We start from the raw sequence: 25,635 nt of genomic DNA on the forward strand, positions 1-25,635 counted from the left end.
TGTTCACTTCGGTGAATGTGCTTTTTGTTTACTCATGAATTAAACTGATACGAATGAAGAAGTTATGAATATTTCGAAAACCAAAACAGCTACGCTTTAATACCTTGATTTTGCGATTAAGTCCTTCAATAGGACCGTTAGAATACGGATAACGACAACTGTTGAGCACTGCTGAGCCGTTCTTAACGAAGGTTGAAATGGTGACGTCCATTTGATTACCAGCTACTTGGTAGTTGGTAATCAAATTTTTAAATCCCGTGGCATTCTTTTGGTGGATAGCAGTTAGAATGCCTTGATAAGTTTGATACACAGTTTTGAATTCTGGAAATTCATCTAAGGCAAGGTCGATGGCGTTCTGTTGGGTCATATACTCGTTAATGCCTCGTAAATAGATAAGCTTAGTGTCATTGATTTTCTCTTCTGCCAAATGAAATAAACGCCATTGAGATTTAAGGATGCGGTAAATGCGTGAATGCTTATCTTGAAAAGTACGGATAATGCGTGTACGTACATTGTCTAGTGCACGACCAGCAAGCTGAATAATGTGGAAACGGTCAATAATCGTGACAGCGTTCGGGAATAAACGATGAATAAAGCTGGCATATTCGGCGTTCATATCAATAGTAATTGTTTGAACTTTCGCACGTTCTTGAACTGAATAACGAGCTTCAAAGTAATCAATGATATCCTTACTGAGACGATCTTCGAGGGTCACAATGCGGCGATGACTAACGGCATCGCAACAGTTAAAGGACATTAGATGATTACAGGAACGAAATTCATCGAAACAAAGATTTGGTGGAAGTTGCTTAACACGGTAAGCCAAGTGAATATTTGCATTTAAAATACGTTGCACACTACTTGGTGAAATGCCACAAATTTTAGCGATTTCTTTACTGGTCAGCATGTCACGAGCTAGCACAATGACCTGATGTTTAACATTGTGGGTAAAAGTTTCATTACGTCTAACGAGGTTAGTTTTAGCTCCACAGGTTTTTAAACAATGTTGGCATTGATATCTTTGTCTTCTTAGCTGCATTTCATAACGTCCGCCTGATAAGGTTCCCAACCTTAGATGACTAACGTGGGTACCGTTTTTAATTAGACTTTTATGGCCACAATGGGGACATTTCACAAGCTGATAAGAAAGGTTGGCGTGAACGACATGAATTCGTTGTCCATTCGGGCAACGTTTCTTGGTAACACCAGTTACGGTTATATTTGGGTCTGTCATTTCAAACAAGCTTAAAATAGAATTAGTTAGGGACATCTGTTTTTCCTCTTTTCGATTTTGTTTGGCGATTAAATCGTAGCACAAAGAGGACAGATGTCCTTTTAATTTTCAAAATAAAAACTGGTATCAGTTATTCACCAATACCAGAAAGTGTAGACCCAATAATTTCACAGCGGATCCCATGTTATTACGGGAATCAGCTTTTTAATCGAAAAAAACGACTCTTGCATGAAATCCTGCAAAAGTCGTTTTAGTTTTTAAGTGTCGTTTTAAATTACTTAAGATCCATCACATGCGCATAGCCAGCAATGTAAGGTTTCCAATAAGATGCCATGTAGCTTTCTTTGATTACGCCACGGTCTTGCGCATCAATCATTTGGTTATCACCAGAAACGACAATCCCCACATGATCAATTGAAGCGCCACCGTTATAACTGAAGAAAACAAGGTCTCCAGGTTTAACGTTATCATGAGAAACATGATCAAAAGCGGCATATTGAGCTGCGGCCGTTCTTGGTAATGTTTTATTGTAGGCATTATCAAAGAGGTATTGGGTTAAGCCAGAGCAATCAAATGTGTCTGGGCCAACAGCTCCCCAAACATAGTTCTTGCCAAGTTGTTTGCGCGCTAAGTTGATCAAAGTACTGTAGCTTTTAGTTGCTTTTTTGGTGCTGGTTTCAGACACTTCTGGTTTGGAGTCAGCTTTGATTTGTTGAGTTTTCTTAGGAATACTAAGCGAAGCCAAACAGTCTTTGTGGTTGACAGTTGTCTGAATTCCTTGAATTGGCTTAATGCTGTCCGCCGAAATTGTAGATTGACCGAAGAAGATCGCCAAAAATGTGGTAAAGAATAGTAAAATAGGTAATGCAGATTTAATTTTCATAAGTACTCCCTTAATTATTTGACCGAATTTAATAATCATAACAAGCTTATATTACGGAAAGTTAACAAAACTGTTTTAAAAGTAAGTCGAGATATTACTAAATGTAAAGAAAGGACGGCACGGATGACAGCTAAAAAAATAGGTATTCGGGAACTAGTTGAGTTTGTTCTCCGTGCTGGTGACCTGAATTCTTCGAGTAATAGTCAAAATACGGCTTTAGAAGGAGCTCGAATTCACCGGAAGCTTCAAAAGGCGGGTGGCGAAAACTATGAAAAAGAAGTTTACGTGAAACGGACAGTTTCCATGGCCGACGAAGACTATGTGATTGATGGGCGCGCAGATGGTGTGATTCAAACTGATGATCAACTCTTAATCGAAGAAATTAAAACGTCGGATCCTGATTTCGAGGATTTATCAGAAAATACACTGACCCTTTATTGGAGTCAGGCCAAAGTTTATGGAGCCATTTTGACCCATGATTTGGATATGCCAGAAGTTACTTTACGCCTAACGTATTACCAACGGACAACTGACAAAATCACCAAAACAGAGCACACCTATACACACGAAGAACTTCAGAAATTCTTTGACGGCTTAATTGAAGAGTATCGCAGCTGGCTAGTCATGCGCAGTGATTGGCGGAAAACGCGAAATCAAAGTATCAAGGACCTAGATTTCCCATTTGACGAATATCGCAATGGCCAACGAGATTTGGCGGTGGCGGTCTACAAGACGGTTGCCTTGAAGAAACGGTTATTTGTTGAAGCACCCACGGGAACGGGCAAGACGATTTCAACCTTATTTCCTAGTATTAAAGCGATGGGTGAAGATTTGTGTGATCGCTTATTTTATCTAACCGCCAAACAAAGTACCCGTAGTGTTGCGGAAAAAGGGCTGCAATTGATGGTGGAAAAGGGTTTGCAGATCAAAAGTATTACGTTAACGGCCAAAGATAAAATCATTTTTCCTGAAGAAGTGGACGTTGCACCAGAAGATAATCCATATATGATTGGCTACTACGATCGCTTGAAGGATGGCATTCGCGACGTTTTTGAAAACGAAAATCAAATTACGCGGCCAACCATTGAAAAGTATGCGAAGAAACATACTTTAGATCCGTTCGAGTTTTCACTAGATATTTCGACCTTCGTGGATGTCATTATCTGTGACTACAATTATCTGTTTGATCCGATCGTGTATCTGCAACGGTTTTTCACCCAACCTGATGATTCTAATTTTTTCTTGGTTGATGAAGCCCATAATTTAGTGTCGCGATCGCGTGATATGTATACTGCCGAAGTCGATGATCGGGTAACTGATGATTTAATTAAAGCTGGCAAAACGGCTAGTAAAAACGAAGATATTCAAGGAATTACCAATCAGTTAAAGAAAGTTCAGACGGTTTTTGATCAAGTAAAACTTCCCTTGACGGAACAACACAAAACCCAAGCAATAACGACTGAAGAGTTGACTGGGTTTCGACATGGGTTAGAGAAGTTCAATACTTTTGTGTCAGATTGGTTGGCGAAACAGGCGCCGACCCCTTTTACCTCCCAAATATTAGATTTTTATTTCACCTTATTAAGGTACGTCAAAATTTCAGCTTTCTACGATGAAAGTTATCGCGTGATTGTGACAATTAATGATGACCAGAGTGTAAGCGTGAAAGAGTTGTGTTTGGATCCGAGTCCGTACTTAGACATGTCATTAAAAATGGGGCGTGGGGTGGTCTTCTTTTCGGCCACGTTATCACCAATGGATTATTTTAAGGAAACGTTGGGATGCGCCGAAAACGGACTGACGTTACAGCTAACTTCGCCATTTATAGAAAAACGGCAAAATATTTTGATTACGCAATATGTCAATACAACCTATCGACAACGAGAAAATAGTTTGGCCAACATTGTTTCAAGCATCTTTGAAATGGTGAATGCCAAAAAGGGAAACTATCTTATTTTTTGCCCGTCATACAAATACATGACACAAATTGAAGACGCCTTTCTTCAAAAGTATCAACAATTCAATGTGATTGAGCAAAGCAATCAGATGAATGAAGAGGCCCGCCAAGAATTTCTCGATGCGTTTGCGAAAAATTATCCGCATTCGTTAATTGGTTTTAGTGTGCTGGGTGGTATTTTTTCTGAAGGAATCGATTTGGTGGGTGATTACTTGATTGGGGTGGCAATTGTGAGTGTTGGCTTGCCGGGATTGAGTGATGAACGCAATTTAATTCGAGACTACTTTGACCAAAAAAATGGCAAAGGATTTGAGTATGCTTATCAACTACCGGGGATGAACCATGTCCTGCAGGCGGCGGGACGCTTGATTCGTAGTGATCAGGATGCCGGCAACGTACTCTTGATGGACAACCGGTTTAGCAGTCAGCGCTATACACAGCTGTTTCCACGACACTGGCAAAACTATCAGCGGGTGTATTCAATCGATCAGTTGGCAAAAAATGTTCAGGAATTTTGGCAAAATTTGAATGAGTAAAAAATCAATTCGAAAATATGAAGCATAAATTTTTGAATAGTTTTCAGAATGAAAATGACCGAGTAGTGAAATATTGCCACTACGTTTCAGTCAACTTTCAGGCTGAAAGCTTTTTTGTTTTAGATGGGTAAACAAGGTCAAAAGGGACCTATCGGATATTTGCTTGTTTACAGCGTGCCACTTAATCTGTATATTATATAAAGACTGTTGTAATTGTGGGGATTATATAGGAAGAGGGAGCTTGCAGACATGTACTTACTCATTAATATTATTGGAATTCTTGTTTTTATCGGTGTCGCGTTTTTGTTCTCCAAAGATAAGAAACATGTTGATTGGCGTTCAGTGATCACGATGTTAGTGATTAACGTCTTCTTGGCCTGGTTTTTAACGGGCTTCTCGATCGGAATTGACGGTGTTAAAGCAGCTGCCAATGCGTTTAATTGGATGGTGCAAATTTCGTATTCAGGAATTGGTTTTGCTTTAGCGAGTTGGGTGGACGTCAAACAAATGGACTTTGTGACAAGTTCGTTATTACCCATTTTGATGATTGTGCCATTATTCGATATTTTGACTTATATTGGGTTCCTACCTTGGTTAATTAAATGGGTAGGTCGTGGTTTGGCATTTGTTACGCGCCAACCAAAATTCGAATCATTTTTCGCTGTTGAAATGATGTTTCTTGGAAATACCGAAGCACTTGCTGTTTCGAGTTTACAATTGAAACAAATGAAAGCTCAACGCCTGGTAACGATTGCCATGATGTCAATGAGTTGTGTGACAGCTTCGATTTTGGGAGCCTACATGCAGATGATGCCCGGTGAGTACGTGATCGCCGCAGTTCCAATTAATATTGTGAATGCAATTATTGTCACAATCATTTTAAATCCCGTGACTGTAACGCCGGAAGAGGATACCATTGCCAAAATCGGTGGAAGTTCACAAGTTGAAGAAAATAATCAAACTACCGATACGAGTGGCTCTGAAGACTTAGCAGAAGCACAAGTTAAAGAAGATATGAAACCCAAGAAAGAACCATTTTTCTCATTCTTGGGAGATTCTATTTTAGGTGCTGGTAAATTAGTGCTAATTATTTTAGCGAACGTTATTGCATTCGTGGCCTTAGCTAAGTTAATTGATGAAGGATTACAATTAATTTTCCCATGGTTAACTTTGGAAAATATTTTAGGAGTGATCATGTTCCCATTTGCTTGGCTTTTAGGGTTAGATGTCCCAACGGCCTTCAAATTTGCCCAATTCATGGGAACCAAGCTGGTTACCAACGAATTTGTCGTTATGGGAAAAGTTTCTCCTGTTGTTGATACGTATGCGCCTCATTTCAAGGCGATGCTAACTGTTTTCTTAACTTCTTTCGCAAACCTTTCAACGACCGGGATGATTATCGGTGCGTTTAAAGGAATTGTTGATCGTAAGAAGAATGATGTGATCTCTAAAAACGTGGGCTACATGCTGTTATCCGGTGTGTTAGTCTCGCTAATGTCAGCCGGCGTGGTTGGGCTGTTTAGCTGGTAGAATCGAAAAATTAAATAAATAGTTCAATCCCCTGGTGGTTGATAAGTGAAAGTTTGCTTATTAACTGTCAGGGGATTTTTTAATTCCAAGAACTCAATTTTAGAGTGGTTATTAAATATAGTTATTTTTAAAGATTATATGCTTAACTATATTATTATTGAAACCATAAGAAAAACATGAGTATATTGATTCCAATCTAGATAAAAGCCATGTTATGATTCCGATAAGATAGATACGATAGTGAGCTGCAATTGACGCAGTATAGGAGGAATAACGGTATGACCATGAGAAAAGTTTACTCGGTTTTAATGATCTGTCTGTTACTCTTCGGGATAGGATACCCTGCTACGGGAGCCTTTGCTGAGGAAGACAAAGACGATCAATTTAAGATCACGGAGACAGAACTGACAAACGAAAATGGCGAAAAACTAGAGGAGGTTGATGCAGACAAGCAAGTGAACGCCAAGTTTCACTTGAAGATGACTGGAAAGCAGGCTCGTGAAAACGATAGTACAGTTTTACAATTGCTTGGGTCAGATAGTTTAAAGATAGCAAGTAGTGCACAACAAATTACGCCAGAGGTTGTTAACGGGACCTTTGTAAAAGCGCCGACAATGACTTTTCAGTATGAATCAAGTCTTAATAGTTACATGTTGAAGTGGAATGAAGCAGATTTTGAGAATATTGAAGATGATCAGGTATTTGATTATGAAGTGACACTTCCACTTGAAGTTCAAACGATTACCGAAGATTCTAAAGCCAATATGGAAATGAAATTTAGTGGTTTGACAGAGACCATCAAATTTGGATCTCTTTCGTTTTTAGCTCCTGTTGAAAATGAAAAGGTTGAATCAGAGGAAAGTACAGCGACTGACAAAGAATCTGAAACATCTTCCAAAGCAAATACTGAGAGTAGTGAAAACAATGAATCAGAGGATGATGCGGATGCGGACGCCGATACTGAAAGTATTGCAGGAAAGGCTGCTAAAGCAATCGAAAACATTGATTTGCCAACTTTGCCTGACCGGACTGGTAATCCATTGGGTGTTGCAGCGAACTTCCATATTTTTGCAGAAAATTTTGTGGCTGGTGGGCATGCCCATACTAGTGGAAACATTGCGGTTAATTCCTTAACCAATACTTCTGGTATTGGTAATGAGAAACGTGATGAGCATTGGCAAGAAACTAGTTATGTAAAGAATTATGATGGCTCAAAAAATGAAATTAGTTTTAGAACCGGTGTTTTTGGTAATAGTCATAGTTTAGTACCGGATGAAAATGATAGTGGAACTTGTTTGACTGGTGGACCATTGGGAACATCATTAATTAGATATCATACCAGTGACGGTAGCGAGTCAAGTAATCCAACTGGAGCTGCAATTAATGAAAATTGGATTGATGTCACGAGTACTTTAAGTCAATTAGATGCGACAAGAGATGACCTAGTTCGAACACCGTATGCAATTGATTTTAATGACACTCGTTATTTGACGACAAATGATGATAATCGGGTAGTGTTAAATTTTGAGAATGAATTGATACAAAATACATTTGTTATTAAGGTCAATAATTCACAAATAGCTGGTAAAGAATTGGACATTAAATTACGAAATGATCAAAATGTCATCTTTATTGCATCGCCAAATAGCGAAGGCACACTGGGTGCTGCTCATATGAAAATAACTGTTGATGGTGATGATGTTGGTGCCGATCCTGAAAGTGGAGGAAATGAATTTAAGTATTCAATTTTGTGGGTAATTCCAGAAGAATTTAAGGACATCACACTTGTTGGTAGTAGGTTCTTTGGATCCATATTGGCACCGACCCAGAAAGTTACAAGTACAACTGACTTTAATGGAACAATTGTTGCTGATACCTATACAGGGTCATCTGCTGAAACGCATTCTTGGACGTACAACCCAACTAAACCAGTAGATCCTGAACCAGAAACTACCCAATTAGTTGTCCAAAAAACAGTTGATGGTAGCGACGAGGACAAAAATAAAGACTTCAAGTTTGTTATTACACGTTTAGATGATGAGACCTTTACAGGTTCTCTCAAAATAAGAATTAATGGTTCAAGCGAGGAAGTTGACCTTAACTTTAAGGATGGTAAATCAGAAGAAATTAGTTTGAAGCATGGAGAGCATGTTTCATTAACCGTACCAAATGGATCTAAATTTTCCATTAATGAAACACAAGCGCATGGGGCAGAAACGAGCATTGATATCGCAGGCGAAGAGGGTTTAATTAGTGGCACACAAACTGGGCAAATTGAAATGGGAACTGAAGAGACCGGTAAGAGCCATATTGTTAACTACACAAATAAATTTGACGAAGAAGAACCAGAAACTAAAGATCTTAAAATTAAAAAAACAGTGACTGGTAATGTTCCAAGCGGCACTAAATTCAAATTTAATTTGAGTATTGATCCAAAAGAAGCGGGTAGTTATAAATACTCAATTGACGGTGGTACAGAACAAACCATTGAATTTGATGAAGAAGGGAACTCAACTTCTTCAATCGAATTAGAAGCCGACCAAACTGCCACAATTAAGGAACTGCCAGAGAATGCAAAGGTCACAATTACTGAAATTGACGCAGATGGATACAAAACAACAGTTAAACATGATGAAAATGATGCTGAAGACAAAAAAGAAATCACAATTGATTTTGAAAATATCAGCGCTAGCTCAACTTCAGTCGTATTTAATAATCATTTAACTGAGCCTACAATGCCTGTAACAGGTGGAATTGGAAACTTTATAGTTATTCTCGTTGGTTTTATATTAGTAGCCTTGGGTGGCTTCTTGTTTAACAAAAACCGCCGAGGTAGCTTAAATGGATAATTGGATCATATTGCCATTAGTACTGGAACGGCGAGGCTAAATGAATTTTTATTGAGCGTCCGAGAAAAAATCAAAGAGGGTAATAGCTAAATATTAGGAGGAAAACACATGACAGTAAAGAAAAAAGGGCTTTTTAAAAAAATTGGGGCCGGCCTGCTGGTTGCAGCAGCCATGGCACCTTTAGCACTTGGGTTAACAAGTATTAAGAGTGTGAGTGCAGCGGAAACAGATTTTACAATTAGTTTGCATAAAATGGTAAAAAACTCTGATGATGCTCAAACTATCGAAAGTGACGGGGCTGAAAAAACTGATATTCCAGGGTACGAAGTCTATGATAAAAAAACAGATGGGAATGTTGAGTTTTCAATTTTCGATATTGAATCAACTTTTGAAGCTTGGAAAGATGAGCAACCATCGGGGCAATATGCAGATGACGGAGAGGCCTTTAACGCTTTTCAGCAGGAATTGATCTCCAAGTTTTCAAAAGATGCCGAGGGTAATGATTTAACTGTTGACGAAATATTGGCGGCACAAAGAACATATCTTACATCTAATGGTTTAACTGCTGTACACACGATTGACACTAAGAGCGAAGGCTGGACAGGAAATACTTTCAATTTCAATAAAGAAGGCATTTCAAATGAAGGTAAATATTTAATTCTAGAAACAGATGCTGATTCTAGTCAAGCAACTTCGATTTCGGCACCGTTAATTTTTGGACTTCCGCTGAAAGATCATGAAACATCAAGTAAAATTCATCTATATGCCAAAAACACAGTTCCCAAAACCGACCTAGGTTTGGAAAAACAAATGCAAGATCCTGAGGATATAACAAAATATATTACAAAAGCAGGCGTTGAATTTACTCTAACAGGGCCGAATGGGAGTGTTACTAAAACAACCGGGGAAGACGGAAAAATTGAAATTCAAAAGCTTTCAAACGGAGACTATTCCCTTGAAGAAACTAAGACTTTAGATGGATGGAAATTACTTGAAGGTAAATTCTTATTTAATGTTAATAACGGAACACTTACAAAGCGTGAAGGATCAGCTGATTGGGCTACATTAACAGAGCCTACAGATGGTAGATGGGTCTTTAAAATTGACAACTTCTTAACGACTGGAGATAAAGACTTTATTAAAGTCGATAGTGAAGATGAAGAATTAGTTTTAGAAGGTGCTGAGTTCGTTGTTACTAATAACAACACGGACACACGTAAGTATGCGCAACTAGATGGTAATAACAAATTTGTTAAATGGGTAACCAATCTTGATAATGCAAGTGAGATTACTTCAGATGACGATGGAAAATTATCTGTTTCTGGATTGCCATATAACGGTGAAGGCACACGATACTATCTCCAAGAAACTAAGGCCCCAGCTGGTTATGGATTAAAGAAAGAATTAATTCCTTTCACAATCAATTCCGGTAGTTCGGCAACTTCTGATCAAGAAATTGAAAATACAAAGATTGGTCTTCCAACCACTGGTGGTATGGGAATCTGGTTATTCGTCCTTGTTGGTGCAGTAATGATGGGTGGCGCAGGATTTTACTACTACAAATCACGTAAAAACAAATTAGTTTAATCACTAATCTGACTTTTACAACATAAGTTTTATCAACGATAAGGATGAAAACTCATCCTTATTGTTATACATAAATAGTAAAAATAAATTTTATGAAGGAGGTGTTAGTCATTAAGAAAAAATGGCTAAAACGAATACTTGCAACGCTAATATTTGTCATCGGGCTGGGAATTCTGGCCTTCCCGTTCGTTTCAAATGCAATGTCGCAACAACAACAGCACCGCATGATCGACACATATAATGACGTTTCGCGACATAGTAAGCAAGCCGTCGTTGTTTCCACCTCCCGCATTAATAAAACGTTGTCCTGGTTTAAAAACCCGTTTCAACAGTTTAATGTCAAAAAGGTAGATAAAGACAAAAAATCACACACGATGAATGGAATGCTGACTCAGGTTGAAATGTTGGGAACGATTAATATTCCTGGTATTGACTCAAAATTACCAATTTTTAAAGGAACTGCGGATCTTCAATTAAGTGAAGGCGCCGGGCTGATGGAAAAGACTTCACCACTAGATGGCAAGAAGGGTTCGCATAGTGTGGTGACGGCTCACCGAGGGTTGCCTGGAAGCAAGCTCTTTACAGATTTGCCCAAATTAAAAAAGGGTGATCGTTTCTTCATTAATTCGAAGGGTAAGAAGATGACTTACAAAGTCGATCGAATCAAAACGATCAAGCCGACCGAACTAGGTAATTTTGCGAAGGATGATAATTATAACTATGTGACGTTGATGACTTGTACGCCATACATGATTAACACGCATCGTTTGTTGGTTCGGGGACATCGGATTCCAAACGAGAAAGAACCAGCCCCTAAGAAACAAATTCCGTGGATCTGGATCGGTCTCGGAGTAATTGTAGCTGGAGGCGCTGCATATGGTGGCTATCGTTGGTATAAGAAAAAGAAGGTGAAGTAGATGAGCCGAAAATTTAAAAAGTGGTTAGTCGCCAGCATCTTTTGTGTCGGATTGATCATCGCGCTGATTGGCTTGTTAAGTAATCCGCTAATTCAAAACATGGGAAATGAAGAAGTGGATAACATGACACCCAAAAAAGTGGAAGCTTCCAAACGAAAACCAGCCAATTTTGATTACTCATCTGTTAAAATGCTGAATCCCGCCAGCACGACTTGGGGTACCGCCAAAGATTTTGTTCAAGGGGATACATCAGACTATGCGCCAGTTGGAAAAGTCGCCATTCCAAATGTTTCGCTGCGACTTCCAATTGGGAAAGGTCTGGGCCACCAGGTGCTTTCTCGCGGTGCTGGAACGATGAGTGAAGATCAACAGATGGGTCAGGGAAACTATGCCATGGCTGGCCATTATATGACGAATACGCAGATTCTATTTTCCCCATTAAAACGAGTTAAAATTGGGGATATGATTTATTTAACGGATATGCAGAAAGTTTATCGTTACCGAACTTACAGCAAACGCACCGTTCCTAAAAATGAGGTTGAAGTTCTAAAAGAGGTTGCAGGGAAAAAAGTAGTGACTTTAATTACCTGTGCGTCGCCATATGCGAATGAACCTAACCGGATCGTGGTGAAAGGAGAACTTGTGGGGACGAGTACCGACTTGAATCAGTACAAAAATATTTTTGGTTAGGCCAAGCACCTGTAAAGAATTTAGACTATTAAAAATCCGAGAATCCAGTACAATGGAGGTTAGAGAGATCTAACAAATCGAGGAGGGCAAAACAATGACCACCAAAATAATTATAGACTGCGACCCAGGAATCGATGATGCTGCGGCAATTTCTGTAGCTTTGAATAATCCAGCATTTGACGTCAAACTAATTACAACAGTTGCCGGCAATGTAACTGTCGATAAAACCACTAAGAATGCTTTGAAATTAGTGCACTTTTTTAACAAAAAAGTACCGGTGGCTAGTGGTGCCGAACAACCTTTACTGAAGCCGTTTGAAGATGCAGCGCGGATTCACGGTGAATCAGGAATGCCTGGCTATGATTTCGATGAACTGGTCGGAGATACTGTGAAGCATTCCGCAATGGAAGCTTTGTACCTTACCATTATGCGCAGCGAGGATCCAATCACCTTAGTTCCAACGGGAGCTTATACGAATATTGCACTACTTTTGGCAGTTCATCCGGAAGTTAAGTCTAAAATTTCTCGGATCGTTGCCATGGGGGGTGCTTTAGGCCGTGGCAACATGACCAGTGCTGCTGAGTTTAATGTTTTTACCGATCCTGACGCAGCAAAGATTATGTATGCCTCTGGAATTCCGATCGTAATGATTGGCTTGGATGTCACAATGAAGGCGTTGCTTACTCCAAAAACACTGGATACCGTTGCAACTCTGGGTGAAGCAGGGAACATGTTGGCAGCCATTTTCAAACATTATTATGAAGGTCATGAAGGTGGCATCCCAATGCACGACGTCAACACGATTTGTTACTTATTACATCCGGAGTTCTACCAAATGGCAAGTTACTGGATTGATGTGCAAACAAGCGGTCCGGCGATCGGTGAAACAGTGGCCGATATTCGCGGGGCTTATCATCAAGGGAAAACGAACGCTGAAGTGGCAGTTGGCATTGATGCCGATGACTTTAATCAGTGGTTCATTGAAGAAGTGCGGAATATGAAAGTCGAATAATTAAAAATAGAGTGAACTTGAAACAAGATTTCGCACAAAAATGTGAGAGCTTGTTTTTTTGTTCAACTGAAAAATGTCCAAATTAATTAGTAGAAAAACGTTCATGGCGCGTAATTTATTTTGTGAGAGTTGTGATAGGGGTTGTAGAAGACCGTTTTTCTTGTAAACACGGTGTGTATACGATATGATTTGAGTTGTTAATGATGACTTTATAATTTCTAGAATACAATGATGAGGAGAGAAAATATGGCAATGGATCAAACAATCAAGCCTCGACACGTTGGTAACTCCACAGTCCTAACCGTTCCCGCAAGCATTAAACTTGATGAAAATGTACGCTATTTTGTGACTAAAGGGCCAGAAGGAGAAATTGTGTTTATGCCAAAAGTTCAGAACCCATTTAAAGATCCCAAATTAATGAAGAAAATCACTCCACAAAAATCAGAATTTGAAGATGTAAAAAGATTAGGGCGTGAATTTGATGACTGAGTATCCTCATTGTCAGGACATTATCTACCTAGGTTTTGATCCTTCTACGGGCAAAGAGATCAATAAACGCCGTCCGGCAGTTGTAATCAGTGTTATGCCGTACAATAAGTTGGTTGGTTTGTGCGTGGTGTGTCCTATTACACATACTAAACATGAATTTGGTTCCGTTAAAGTGCACGACACCAAAATTGATGGCTATGTTAATGCATGGCAAATTTACTCATTTGATTACCGGAAAAGACATATGCAAAAAGTGACCACAATGTCGGCAGCGGATTTTAATTTAGTCATTCAAAATTATACGCAAATTTTAGAAAATGGAATGAGTTTGTGAATTACACAGAAAAGATGCTAATCAAACGATTGGTATCTTTTTTAACAGATAAACAGGCTTAGTTAGCCACTATAGACAAGTCTTACCTTGTTCCATCCGCTTATTTTGTTTATAATAATGTGGAACACTTAATGTTTCACAATGGAGGAACAACATGAACCCAGAAGAATTTCAGCAGACACTTGCGGCACATGGTATCAACCTATCTGAAACGCAAATGGCACAGTTTCATACATATTATCAATACTTAGTAGAAGTGAATGAACACGTAAATTTAACGGCGATTACCAGCCTTGAAGACGTTTATTTGAAACACTTTTACGATTCAATTTTACCAGGAGTCCAAAATCCGGCTTTATTTGAGCAACCAATTACGTTGTGCGATGTGGGTGCCGGTGCTGGTTTTCCCTCAATTCCTCTAAAAATCGTGTTTCCCCAGTTGCAAGTGACAATTGTGGATTCTTTGAATAAGCGCATCACTTTCTTACAAGAGTTAGTGAAAAAATTGCAATTAACAGACGTTACACTTTGTCATGACCGTGCGGAAACCTTTGCGGCTCCTAAGCTTGGTCATCGCGAATCCTTCGATCTTGTGACAGCGCGGGCAGTTGCGCGGTTATCTGTTTTGACGGAGCTTTGTTTACCACTAGTCAAGATCGGCGGCCAATTACTGGCACTGAAGGCGAGTCACACCCAAGACGAACTTACAGATGCCGACAAAGCGATGCAAGTTTTAGGCGGAAAGTTGACTAAAGATGAGCATTTAGAGTTACCCGTTTCAGGTGATGAACGCCATTTAGTTTGGATTGAAAAAATTCGTAAAACGCCAAATAAATATCCGCGTAAACCGGGCACACCAAATCGTGAACCCATTGCCAGCCAGAAAAAGGAAGTTACCAAGCATGACAAGTAAATCTAAACCTACAATGGGCGCCGAAAAGCTTTTGCGAGATGAGGATAGCAAACAAGTTGTAGAGATTAATCTAGACGACATTCGTCCCAATCCTTATCAACCACGCCATAATTTTGATTCTAAGGCTTTGCGAGAACTTGCAAATTCTATTCAAGCTTCTGGAGTCTTTCAACCCATTATTGTGCGCCAGCCACTTTCAAACGCTAATCATTATGAACTGATTGCGGGCGAAAGACGCTATCGAGCTGCTAAAATGGCCGGTTTACATACAATTCCAGCGCTGATAAGCCAACTAAACGATGCGGAAACAATGGAAGCTGCAGTGATTGAGAACTTGCAGCGTGAAGATTTGACGCCGCTAGAAGAAGCGCAGGCTTACGATTCATTGATGGCTAAGCTAAATTTTACGCAGGCTCAAGTTTCAGAAAAATTGGGCAAAAGTCGTCCGTACATTGCGAACTATTTAAGACTTTTACGGTTGCCACAAGCAATTAAAAAAATGTTGCAAGATGGCGACCTATCGATGGGCCAAGCACGAACCTTGCTTGCTTTGAAGGATCGGCATAAACTGATCCCATTGGCCAAACGAGTGATTACTGAACATTTGACTGTTCGTCAATTGGAAAACTTAGTTAATCGTTTGAATGAACAACAAGTCACAAAAAAACAGACCCTCACGAGTGCGCACAGAGAGTCACCATATGTCCGTGAAATTGAAGAACAATTACAGGAAAAATTTGGTACCAAAGCCGTTATTGACCAGAAGAGCAAGGGCGGTAAAATCGAAATTAATTATGTGTCAAATGATGATTTAAGTCGGATTTTGAGTTTGTTAGATATTTCATTGGATTAGAAAAGAAATTGTATGAATACAAAGCAGGAGGAAAAACGGCATGTATGATCTACATGATATTGTTGAAATGAAAAAGCCACATGCTTGTCAGGCTAATGAGTGGCAAATTATCCGCATGGGCATGGACATCAAGATTAAGTGCATGAATTGTGGTCACATTGTCATGCTTTCTCGGCGTGATTTTGAACGCAAATTGAAGAAAATTTTGAAAAAGGCAGAAGCTTAAGTATAAGAGCAGAAGAGTTTTGCAGCCATAGTTAATTTACGGTTGTGAGACTTTTTAATTTGTCTTTTTAGGATTAGCACTGTAAACGAGCGATTATGCTAAATTTAGCGATGCTTTTTAATGGATCGTTAGAGTTGCCTCTGTCCCTTGATGGCCTTTTTTGTTACTATATATACTGTATACACTTAAATTAAAATTATTAAAAAGAAAGCGTGTGAAGAATGTCATTAACAGCAGGAATTGTTGGTTTACCAAATGTTGGGAAGTCAACTTTGTTTAATGCAATTACCAAAGCAGGAGCCGAAATGGCTAACTATCCGTTTGCAACGATTGATCCTAACGTCGGAATGGTTGAAGTGCCAGATGCTCGGTTGGATCGGATTCAAGAAGTTGTGCCAGCCAAAAAGATCGTGCCCACAACCTTTGAATTTACCGATATTGCTGGAATTGTTAAGGGTGCCAGCAAGGGCGAAGGTTTAGGAAACAAGTTTTTGGAAAATATTCGTCAAGTTGATGCCATTGTGCATGTTGTCCGGGCATTCGATGATGATGAAATTACAACTGTTTCTGGAAAAGTGGATCCAGTTGAAGACATCCAAACAATCAATATTGAGTTAAGCATTTCCGATTTAGATGCTGTTAATAAACGCCTTGGTAAGGTCCAACGCGCTGCTAAGAGTCGTGATAAGGACGCTTTAGCTGAGTTAGCTGTTCTTGAAAAAATTCAACCAGTTTTGGAAAGTGGCAAAGCGGTTCGTTCAATTGATTTCGACAAAGACGAACAAAAGATTGTGAGAAGCTTGTTCTTATTGACTTCAAAACCAGTTTTATATGTAGCAAACATTGCCGAAGATGACATGGCGGATCCCGAAAATTCCAAGTACTACCAAACCATCAAGGACTATATTGCGCAAGACGACCCTGATGCAGAGGTTTTAGGAATTTCTGCTGAAACTGAAGAAGAAATTGCTGAGCTTGAAGATGCAGATAAAAAAGATTTCTTAGAGGCTGAAGGAATTGAAGAACCCGGATTGAACCGCTTAATTCGGTCTTCTTATAAATTATTAGGTCTAGAAACATTCTTCACGGCTGGTGGTCCTGAAACACGAGCATGGACTTTCAAAAAGGGAATGACAGCACCTCAATGTGCAGGAATTATTCATTCTGATTTCGAACGAGGCTTTATCCGTGCTGAAACAGTTTCTTATGTTGATTTAGATGAAAAAGGTAGCATGCAAGCTGTTCGTGAAGCCGGCAAGCTTCGTTCAGAAGGTAAAGAATACGTTGTTCAGGATGGAGATATTATCGAGTTCCGGTTTAACGTGTAAACAAGCACAAATAGAGGAGAGAATTCGCATATGAGTGAAGATAAAACAACCGAAGAACGTAATGCTGGCAAGCAGCAGGTTTCAGCTGGCAAAACGAACCAAACATTTACCAAGCGGAACGAAGACTTTATGTTTCGGCTTAAAAAAGAATTAAGTGCAAGTGATGTTGCGGTCGAAAAACAAAATGAAGCACTTGAAGAAACAAAATTACGTTTACTTGCCGGTCAACTAAAGGGCGAAACGGCGAAACAAATTTATGGCACGCCAACCGACCGTGTGAAGTCAATCGTTGAAGGACCTAAAAAGGCGCCGGTAGAAACAAAATACTGGATGAAAGCTTTGGATAACGGAATGGTCTTTCTCATGATCTTTGCTTTAATGTTTGGAATCATGTTGATTGCGCAGCCTAAGTCCATTACTAGTGAGCCAGGACCTGCAGGAATCACCGCGATGTTAGCAATTTCGATCATTGGTGGTGCATGCGCGCCATTCTTGACGGATCGTTTGCAACCAACAAGCAAGAAAAAAGAAAGAACTTCTATTTGGAAGACGATCGGAATGGCTACAGGGATGATTTTGGTTTGGATGGTAGCCTACATGGCGTTCTCATCATTACCACAATCACTGAATCCTGTGTTACCATTTGAAGCATACTTAGTCTTGGCAGCTGTTTTGTTTGGCGTTCGTATGTGGTTCAAACGCCGCTACCACGTAACTGGTGGATTTTTATAGAATATCTTAAGAACAATTTTTGAGAATACGAGGATAGAACTTAAAAACGAAAAGGAGCGAGATCTTAATTATGTCTAACTGGGATACGAAATTTGTAAAAAAAGGGTTAACGTTTGATGATGTGTTATTGATACCGGCAGAAAGTCACGTTTTACCAAATGAAACTGATTTGTCAGTGCAGCTTGCGGACAATATCAAATTAAATATTCCGATTATTAGTGCAGGGATGGACACAGTAACTGAATCAGCAATGGCCATTTCAATGTCACGACAAGGCGGAATGGGCGTTATTCATAAGAATATGTCCATTGAAGATCAAGCAACCCAAGTATTAGAAGCTAAGGCAGCTGGAAAAGCGGATCCTAAAAAGAACCCCCATGCTTCGAGTGATGAAGATGGGCGGCCTTTAGTTGCTGCTGCAGTTGGTGTGACAAGTGACACATTTGACCGTGCAGAGGCGTTGTTGGATGCCGGGGTTGATGCCATTGTAATCGACACCGCTCATGGACATTCAGCAGGTGTTTTACGTAAGATTTCTGAAATTCGTGCGCATTTTCCAAAAGCAACATTAATTGCCGGAAATGTGGCAACAGGCGAGGGAACCAAAGCACTGTTTGACGCTGGTGTGGATGTTGTCAAAGTAGGTATTGGTCCTGGCTCAATTTGTACGACCCGAGTAGTTGCCGGTGTCGGTGTTCCTCAAATTACTGCCATTTATGATGCAGCAACGGTTGCACGAGTATATGGTAAACATATTATTGCGGATGGTGGAATTAAGTTTTCTGGTGATATCGTAAAAGCCTTGGCTGCCGGTGGTAACGCCGTTATGCTGGGTAGTATGTTGTCAGGAACTGACGAAACACCAGGCGAAATCATTGAAGATAACGGTAAAAAGTACAAGAGTTACCGAGGAATGGGAAGCTTGAGTGCAATGTCGAATGGTTCGGCAGATCGCTATTTCCAAGGTGGCGTAAACGAAGCCAATAAGTTGGTGCCTGAAGGTATTGAGGCACGTGTGGAATATAAGGGTTCAGTTGAAGATATTATTTTCCAGATGATTGGTGGATTGCGTTCTGGGATGGGTTATGTGGGCGCACCAACGATTGATGCACTGACAGAGAGTGCCCAATTTGTGCAAATTACGAATGCAGGTTTAGTAGAATCGCATCCGCATGATGTGCAGATGACAAAGGTGGCACCGAATTACAAAAAGTAGTGAGTGAAACAAAGCGGTAAAAGCCAAACTGTAACTGTCCTGGATGCGGGATCGCAATCCCGCGGTAAGACGTTCTTATATCACTAAAGCTGTTTCAAGAAACTGTCCTAAAAAACAAAACAAAAACCGTTATCCTAATCGATAACGGTTTTTCTGTATTTATAAGAAACTAGATAAACTTATTTTCTATAATCATGTTTAGCTAATTGGCGATTAAGTGAAAGAAAGAACCAAATGACCAAAGCCAGAAGAAACCAACAAGCAATGGCAGTAATTAAAATAACCCCCAACAAGGCAGGGCGATTTGGAGCCTCAACAAAACTCAACAGATGCTTTTAACAAGCAACTAGCACCAACAAGGCAGGGCGATTTGGAGCCTCAACAAAACTGGTGACTAGGCTGTTAAATATGGGCCGATGGGTTAACAATTCGATTGGAATTCCTAAAATATGCAGTACAAGCATAGCGACAATAAACAACATACTTTCAAACATAGCTTTTTTAAACATAAATACCCCCCTAAAACCCAGTATATCATAGGAAAAATGACTTTTATTCATTAGTTTTACAGCGGGTATGATATACTTCTCCTGTAAATACTCAGATTAGAGAAGGAACAACAACATGCGAATAACCCTTTATATTATTTTCATGTTTTTAGTTACGCTATATGTGCTCATCAGCTTAATTAGAACAATTAGAAGAGATGGCTTCTTTAACTTATTAGTGCTGATTTGGTTTCTTGTTTTAGTCGCGCTAGCACTCTCGGTGGTGGGTGTATTCACCTTTGTGCAAGGCGTGACAATGCCAACCTGATTTCGAAATAGACGCAAAAACGGGTTAGAAACAGACAAAACTTATAGGCGTATTCTTAACATTACCTAAAACATCGATGGATATAATTCCTTGTTGATGTTTTTTTTGCTACACTAAAGAAAATTGAGTTTATAAGGAGATTTCAAATAATGAAAATTTTAGTCGTTGATGATGATAAAGAAATCGTTGAACTCCTCGATATTTACATTAAAAATGAAGGTTATGAGCCAGTTTCAGCGTTTAATGGCAAAGAGGCACTCACAAAGTTACATACAGATTCGGACATTGGTTTGATGATTTTGGATGTGATGATGCCTGAAATGAGTGGGATTGAAGTTGTTCGCGAAGTTCGTCGTGATTCACAACTCCCAATTTTAATTCTTTCTGCTAAAACGGAAGATATGGATAAAATTAAAGGCCTGTTAACGGGTGCTGATGATTACGTTGCTAAGCCATTCAATCCGTTGGAAGTGATGGCACGTGTAAAGTCGTTGCTTCGCCGGAGTCAAAACGATATGAAACAAGACGAACCCGAAGTCTTGGATATCGGTCCTTTAACGATCAATAGTGATTCCCACGAAGTGAAGACTTTAGCTGGTAAATCAGTTCAGTTAACTGCTTTGGAATTCGGGATTTTATATTTACTGGCAAGTCATCCGAATCGTGTATTTTCAGCAGATGATATTTTTGAGCGTGTTTGGCAGCAGGAAAGCATTATTTCAGCGAAGACGGTTATGGTGCATGTGAGTCATTTGCGTGACAAAATTGAAGAAGCAACTGGCGGCGAGAAAGTAATCGAAACCGTTTGGGGCGTGGGTTACAAGATTGAGTCCCATTAAACGAGGAGTAACGTATTGAAACTAACTGCACGAGAAAAAAGTGAATTATTCGGTGAAGGATTTGTGACAGTTATTTTGTTGCTTCTTTTGAATCTGTCACTTTTGATTTTGCTTAACGAATTTATTCGAACAAACCCGGGTTTGGAGCGAGGAATTTTTCAAATTAAAGAATCCATCACCATTGGTCCCAATAATTATCGAGTTTGGAGTTATCAGAATTTCTTCATTTTCTTTATGGTGATTGTGGATGTGTGGGTGGTTTACTGGCGCTTGATGCGACGGTACAAGCAAATGCAATTGCGGCATATTATTAGTGAGTTGCACTATATTGCTGATGGTCACTTTGATCACCGAATTCCGTTTACGTTAAAAGGCGATACTCAAAGAGTGGTGGATAGTGTCAATGCATTGGTTGATTCAGTGATTGAATCAATGGATGAGGAACGCAAAATTGAGCAATCCAAAGATGATTTGATTACCAACGTAAGTCACGATTTACGGACACCCCTCACTTCAATTATCGGTTACCTAGGTCTGATCGAAAATAAACAGTATAAAACAAAAGACGATGTGCTTAAATATACGCACACAGCGTTTCTTAAGGCTGAGCAGATGAAGTCACTGGTAGAGGATTTGTTTGAATATACAAAGGTCCGCCAAACCTCTACGAAAATGACGTTTAGTGAAATTTCGGTTGAACCGATGTTAGAACAACTGGCTGCAAGTTTTGAATTGGAAGCTCAGAAAAAACAAATTGAAATTGGTGTAAAAACGACCCCAACTGCATTGAAAATTGAGGCAGATGCCGAAAAATTAGGACGGGTCTTTAATAATTTGATTTCAAATGCGTTGAAATACGCGAAGGGCGGTCGCCATATTAATTTGGAAGCAAACCAAAACGGCCAGCAAATTACGTTTATCGTGTCCAACGATGGTGAACAAATTCCGGAAAAATCGCTTAACCATTTATTTGAGCGTTTCTATCGAGTAGAATCTTCACGTTCAAAGGCAACGGGCGGTACTGGACTGGGATTAGCGATTGCCCAAAGTATTGTGGAATTGCACCAAGGAAAAATCCGTGTTGAGTCGAGTGAAAAATTAACCAGCTTTATTATTGATTTACCTTTAAAGCAACATAAATCAAACAAAAAATAAAAATGCAATTCGCGAACGGTTCTCTGATTTAGGCATAACTAGCACTTTTAAATTACCTAAACAGACTGAAATAACCGATTCGCGTTTTTTTGTTTGGAGAAATTAAAAAAAGTTTTGCGTAACACGCGTAGTTTGTTATATTCTTGTTATAAAAGGTGGCGTTTTGATGCTTAAAAAGTGGAAACAAAAGTTAATAGTTATCTTTAGTGCAATTTTAATGTTAAGTACACTGGCGCTGGCACCAACTCAGGCTAACGCAGCGGTCACCAATATTTCAGCCAAAGCTGGGCTTGCTGTGGATGCTAAAACAGGTCAGATTTTATATTCTAAAAATAGTTCAAAGGTAATGCCAATTGCCTCGATGTCAAAAATGTTGGCAATTTATATTATTTTAAAAAGTATTCATGAAGGTAAACTGAAGTGGGACCAGCGTGTACATGTAAGTGCCAACGTGGCCAAAATCAGTCGTAATACGGAACTGACAAATGTGCCTCTGAATGCCAGCCGAACGTACACAGTTCGTGACTTATACAAAGCCTCGTTAATTTATTCGGCTAACGCAGCGGTAATCGCCTTGGGGGTTGCGCAAGCAGGATCGTCTGAAAAATTTGTGAACGAAATGCGCGCACAGGTAAATGCGTGGGGAATCACAGATGCGAAACTCTATAACGCTGCTGGTTTAACAGAAAGCGAAGTTGGCACGGAAGCCTACCCGAATACTGCTAAGTCGGCAGAAAACGAAATGTCAGCTAACGATGTTGCCGTTGTCGCTTCGAAGCTGGTTAACACTTACCCAGAAGTTTTGAATACTACCAAGGAAACTAGCGCTTGGTTTGCGAAAGGGACCGACGATGCCGTCAAAATGACAACGCATAATGAAATGCTGGCGGGCGATGAAAATTACATGAAGGGCTACAATGTAGATGGTCTGAAAACGGGAACCTCTGATAAAGCAGGTAACTGTTTTACGGGAACGGCCAATAAAAATGGTCATCGAGTGATTACCGTGGTGATGAACGCAAATCCGGGTAAAAAGGCGGATGCGCGGTTTACAAACACAGAGACAATTATGAAATATGTGTACACTAATTTCACGCCCATCCGATACAAAAAAGGTGAGCAGTTAAAACAAGCCAATAAATTTAAAGTGCCAGAGGGAAAGACGACCACGGTCAAGGCCGGGATTAGTCAAGCAACCACAATTTGGGTAGCTAATAAACAGTCAAAACAAGCGATCAGTTTTATAAGTAACCAGACTAAAAAGAATCTGACCGCCCCGGTCACGAAAGGCCAAAAATTAGGAACCGCAACTGCCAAGATCGCAGACAAAAATGTTTCTTATTTGCAAGCTGGTGATGCTAAGCTGCAATTAGTTGCTAAAAAGTCTGTTGAAAAGGCCAATATTTTTGTCAGAATGTGGCGATCAGTCGTTAGTGTGTTTTAACATAGAGGAAAGTTAATGAGTAAAATTGAATTTAAAATTGCAACCCAAGCAGATTTACCGTTTATTGTAGAAATATATAATCAAACTATTGCTGGACACATGGTGACTGCCACGTTGACGCCGGTGACGGTTGCTCAACGTCAGCCGTGGTTTCTTGCACACAAACCAGACGAACATCCAATTTGGGTGGCTTTTGTGGATGGTGAGCGGGCTGGATGGGTGAGCTTATCACCTTATCATCCACGGGCAGCCTATCGAATTACGGCTGAGATTAGTATTTATATTGATCAGAAATTTCACCATTTAGGACTAGGAACTAAGATGGTGAAATTTGCAGAAAATGCAGCCCCTAAATTAGGACTTGAAAATATTGTTTGTTTAATTTTCGGAGCTAATCTGCCGAGCTTAGGTTTATTTAAAAAATTAGGCTATGAAACGTGGGGAACGTTGCCAAAAGTTGCATTACTTGCGGGAAATTTGATGGATTTAGAAATTCTGGGTAAAGCCGTTCGGTAATTTTGAATGTTTATTCGCGATTTAACTCCAAAAATGAAAAAAGTTACTATTCAATATAGGTTGAAAATGTTAAAATGATTTCGCAGTGTTTTCTAGTATTTTTCAGTAACTATGGTCCAACTTTAAAGATGTGTTGGAGGAACAAATTGTGAAACAGATTGAAAATGGATCACAATGGCGAGTAACGCTTAAAGAAGCTTGGCCATTGTGCTTAAGTTACACACCAATTGGACTGGCTTGTGGAATCCTTTTACACGCTGCTGGTTTTAATACGCTCATGACAGGGCTTGTATCCATTCTTGTGTTTTCGGGTGGGGCTCAATTTATGATCGCTCAGATGTTAACCACCACAGCACCAATCCTAACCATTATTTTAATGCTTTTTTTCCTTGAATTACGTTATGCATTACTAGGATCAAGTTTAGCCGGTTACTTAAAGGGCCAAAATCATCGCTTTTTATTTTTCTTCGCAGTTTCTATGAATGATGAAAATTATGCAATTAATTATTTGAAATTTGTAACGGATCGTAACTGGACACCAAAAGATGCGTTGCAGGTGGAACACTGGTCTTTATTAGTGTGGACGGTTGCGAACGTTGTGGGAAGCTTGATTGGAAGTGCCGTTTCGATTGACCTTACAGTGGTAAACTTTGCATTGACGGCATTGTTCTTGTATATGATTGTGATGCAACTTAAGACCCGCTTGATTTTATTGGTTTCAATAATTGCGGGCGTGCTGGCGGCAGTCTTTATGATGATGACCAAGAGTACATTAGGGCTGGTAATTTCAACACTGATTGCCTCTTTCTTAGGGTTTATGATTGAAGGATACGTGAAAAAACGTTGGCCAAACAGTCATTTATTGTATAAGATTCACGATCCATCGGGACAACCGGAAGTGGATAAGGAAGATATTGAAATATAAAGAGTGTTTCAAAGAGCGTTTAGCTTTCGAGTATAGCCTAGATAGCCAAATGATTCGTTCTTGGAATCGTTTGGTTATCGTAGCTAAACGGAAAAAGCTGCTCTTTGAAACACGTTTCAGCACAAAGGTATTCAAAAAAGTTCAGGAGATTATGATATGAACTATAGTACAACTGACCATTTGTTAATTGTTATTCTAGGTTTCTTTGTCGCATTTGGTCCGCGATACATACCAATTCTTTTCTTTTCAAATCGAAAAATACCAGAATGGTTTAATGACTGGATGAAATACGTGCCGGTCTCTTTGTTCACGGCTATTGTGGTTAAAGATATTTTTATTTCTGGTTCATATCAGTTTGTGGCCTCCGGCAAACTTGATTTGATTTTGGCTTCCCTGATTGTCATTGTCATTTCTTATTGGACGCGGTCGATGGCACTCTCGGTTGTGTTTGGATTAGTTGCAGTTATCTTGTTATCAATGATTATATAAAATAAAACAAAACAGATAGGGCTCGCTGAACATCCGATAAAGATGTTAAGCGGGCTCTTTTTAGGTTCGACCCGACAGCGTCTGAATTGACGAACCTAGTATTTCTCTGGGATAATTATACTTGTAATAATGTTTTTATTATAAATAATCAACTGACCAATCGCC

Annotated in this window: 24 protein-coding genes; 21 read left to right on the top strand and 3 right to left on the bottom strand. The window is 39.6% G+C overall.

The genetic code is table 11. The features are described 5' to 3' along the window. Positions 1–28: 28 nt before the first annotated feature. Positions 29–1,318, bottom strand: a complete 1,290-nt coding sequence (locus ACLHK8_RS07425) for an ISL3 family transposase (protein WP_245080594.1) — start codon at positions 1,316–1,318, stop codon at positions 29–31. Between the two features lie 190 nt (positions 1,319–1,508). Beyond that, positions 1,509–2,117: a C40 family peptidase gene (locus ACLHK8_RS07430; RefSeq protein ID WP_057773769.1), complete on the bottom strand. Its 609-nt coding sequence runs from the start codon at positions 2,115–2,117 to the stop codon at positions 1,509–1,511. Between the two features lie 123 nt (positions 2,118–2,240). On the opposite strand from ACLHK8_RS07430, the gene ACLHK8_RS07435 reads away from it, so the two are divergent. From ACLHK8_RS07435 to guaB, 15 genes are all read left to right on the top strand, one after another. Further along, positions 2,241–4,610 (top strand): ATP-dependent DNA helicase, encoded by a 2,370-nt coding sequence (locus tag ACLHK8_RS07435; protein ID WP_063698707.1) that lies wholly within the window; start codon positions 2,241–2,243, stop codon positions 4,608–4,610. 249 nt (positions 4,611–4,859) lie between these two features. Beyond that, on the top strand, positions 4,860–6,140 hold the full coding sequence (locus ACLHK8_RS07440) for a NupC/NupG family nucleoside CNT transporter (protein ID WP_057773765.1): 1,281 nt from the start codon (positions 4,860–4,862) through the stop codon (positions 6,138–6,140). A gap of 278 nt (positions 6,141–6,418) precedes the next feature. Continuing rightward, complete coding sequence (locus ACLHK8_RS07445) at positions 6,419–8,989, top strand: DUF7601 domain-containing protein (protein WP_320531982.1); 2,571 nt, start codon at positions 6,419–6,421, stop codon at positions 8,987–8,989. Positions 8,990–9,097: 108 nt separating this feature from the next. Beyond that, a complete protein-coding gene (locus tag ACLHK8_RS07450) occupies positions 9,098–10,576 on the top strand; it encodes a SpaA isopeptide-forming pilin-related protein (RefSeq protein ID WP_063698632.1) in 1,479 nt (492 codons plus the stop codon). 92 nt (positions 10,577–10,668) lie between these two features. Further along, complete coding sequence (locus ACLHK8_RS07455; RefSeq protein ID WP_082623278.1) at positions 10,669–11,493, top strand: class C sortase; 825 nt, start codon at positions 10,669–10,671, stop codon at positions 11,491–11,493. Further along, a complete protein-coding gene (locus tag ACLHK8_RS07460; RefSeq protein WP_063698630.1) occupies positions 11,494–12,183 on the top strand; it encodes a class A sortase in 690 nt (229 codons plus the stop codon). A 94-nt stretch (positions 12,184–12,277) separates the two neighbouring features. Continuing rightward, positions 12,278–13,195 (top strand): ribonucleoside hydrolase RihC, encoded by a 918-nt coding sequence (gene rihC, locus ACLHK8_RS07465; protein ID WP_057773756.1) that lies wholly within the window; start codon positions 12,278–12,280, stop codon positions 13,193–13,195. A gap of 246 nt (positions 13,196–13,441) precedes the next feature. After that, entirely contained in the window at positions 13,442–13,684 is a 243-nt protein-coding gene (gene mazE, locus ACLHK8_RS07470; RefSeq protein WP_057773754.1) for a type II toxin-antitoxin system PemI/MazE family antitoxin, read from the top strand. After that, positions 13,677–14,018: a type II toxin-antitoxin system PemK/MazF family toxin gene (locus ACLHK8_RS07475; RefSeq protein WP_063698627.1), complete on the top strand. Its 342-nt coding sequence runs from the start codon at positions 13,677–13,679 to the stop codon at positions 14,016–14,018. Before mazE ends, ACLHK8_RS07475 begins: the two co-directional genes overlap by 8 nt. A gap of 154 nt (positions 14,019–14,172) precedes the next feature. After that, entirely contained in the window at positions 14,173–14,931 is a 759-nt protein-coding gene (rsmG, locus tag ACLHK8_RS07480) for a 16S rRNA (guanine(527)-N(7))-methyltransferase RsmG (protein ID WP_063698625.1), read from the top strand. Then, positions 14,921–15,784, top strand: a complete 864-nt coding sequence (locus ACLHK8_RS07485) for a ParB/RepB/Spo0J family partition protein (RefSeq protein WP_057773748.1) — start codon at positions 14,921–14,923, stop codon at positions 15,782–15,784. Before rsmG ends, ACLHK8_RS07485 begins: the two co-directional genes overlap by 11 nt. 40 nt (positions 15,785–15,824) lie before the next feature. After that, positions 15,825–16,010, top strand: coding sequence for a DUF951 domain-containing protein (locus tag ACLHK8_RS07490; RefSeq protein ID WP_057773746.1), 186 nt, complete (start codon positions 15,825–15,827; stop codon positions 16,008–16,010). A gap of 221 nt (positions 16,011–16,231) precedes the next feature. After that, positions 16,232–17,338 carry a redox-regulated ATPase YchF gene (gene ychF, locus ACLHK8_RS07495; RefSeq protein WP_057773744.1) on the top strand — a complete coding sequence of 369 codons (1,107 nt, stop codon included), beginning with the start codon at positions 16,232–16,234 and terminating at the stop codon, positions 17,336–17,338. A gap of 30 nt (positions 17,339–17,368) precedes the next feature. Then, complete coding sequence (locus tag ACLHK8_RS07500; RefSeq protein WP_057773742.1) at positions 17,369–18,070, top strand: DUF1129 domain-containing protein; 702 nt, start codon at positions 17,369–17,371, stop codon at positions 18,068–18,070. A gap of 70 nt (positions 18,071–18,140) precedes the next feature. Then, complete coding sequence (gene guaB, locus ACLHK8_RS07505) at positions 18,141–19,286, top strand: IMP dehydrogenase (RefSeq protein ID WP_063698623.1); 1,146 nt, start codon at positions 18,141–18,143, stop codon at positions 19,284–19,286. Positions 19,287–19,621: 335 nt separating this feature from the next. On the opposite strand, the gene ACLHK8_RS07510 is transcribed toward guaB, so the two are convergent. After that, positions 19,622–19,795 (bottom strand): hypothetical protein, encoded by a 174-nt coding sequence (locus tag ACLHK8_RS07510; RefSeq protein WP_156486359.1) that lies wholly within the window; start codon positions 19,793–19,795, stop codon positions 19,622–19,624. Positions 19,796–20,251: 456 nt separating this feature from the next. On the opposite strand from ACLHK8_RS07510, the gene ACLHK8_RS07515 reads away from it, so the two are divergent. From ACLHK8_RS07515 to ACLHK8_RS07540, 6 genes are all read left to right on the top strand, one after another. Beyond that, on the top strand, positions 20,252–20,941 hold the full coding sequence (locus tag ACLHK8_RS07515; protein WP_057773734.1) for a response regulator transcription factor: 690 nt from the start codon (positions 20,252–20,254) through the stop codon (positions 20,939–20,941). A 15-nt stretch (positions 20,942–20,956) separates the two neighbouring features. Then, the gene (locus ACLHK8_RS07520) at positions 20,957–22,096 is read left to right on the top strand and encodes a sensor histidine kinase (RefSeq protein ID WP_063698621.1); all 1,140 of its coding nucleotides are present in this window, start codon (positions 20,957–20,959) and stop codon (positions 22,094–22,096) included. Positions 22,097–22,262: 166 nt separating this feature from the next. Continuing rightward, positions 22,263–23,540: a D-alanyl-D-alanine carboxypeptidase family protein gene (locus ACLHK8_RS07525; protein ID WP_063698619.1), complete on the top strand. Its 1,278-nt coding sequence runs from the start codon at positions 22,263–22,265 to the stop codon at positions 23,538–23,540. A 15-nt stretch (positions 23,541–23,555) separates the two neighbouring features. Next, positions 23,556–24,056, top strand: coding sequence for a GNAT family N-acetyltransferase (locus ACLHK8_RS07530; protein WP_057773728.1), 501 nt, complete (start codon positions 23,556–23,558; stop codon positions 24,054–24,056). Between the two features lie 148 nt (positions 24,057–24,204). Next, positions 24,205–24,981, top strand: a complete 777-nt coding sequence (locus ACLHK8_RS07535; protein ID WP_057773727.1) for an AzlC family ABC transporter permease — start codon at positions 24,205–24,207, stop codon at positions 24,979–24,981. A gap of 156 nt (positions 24,982–25,137) precedes the next feature. Beyond that, complete coding sequence (locus tag ACLHK8_RS07540) at positions 25,138–25,470, top strand: AzlD domain-containing protein (protein WP_057773725.1); 333 nt, start codon at positions 25,138–25,140, stop codon at positions 25,468–25,470. Positions 25,471–25,635: the final 165 nt, after the last annotated feature.

This window comes from Pediococcus sp. M21F004, assembly GCF_051122535.1.
GTDB classification, from domain to species: Bacteria; Bacillota; Bacilli; order Lactobacillales; family Lactobacillaceae; genus Pediococcus; species Pediococcus inopinatus.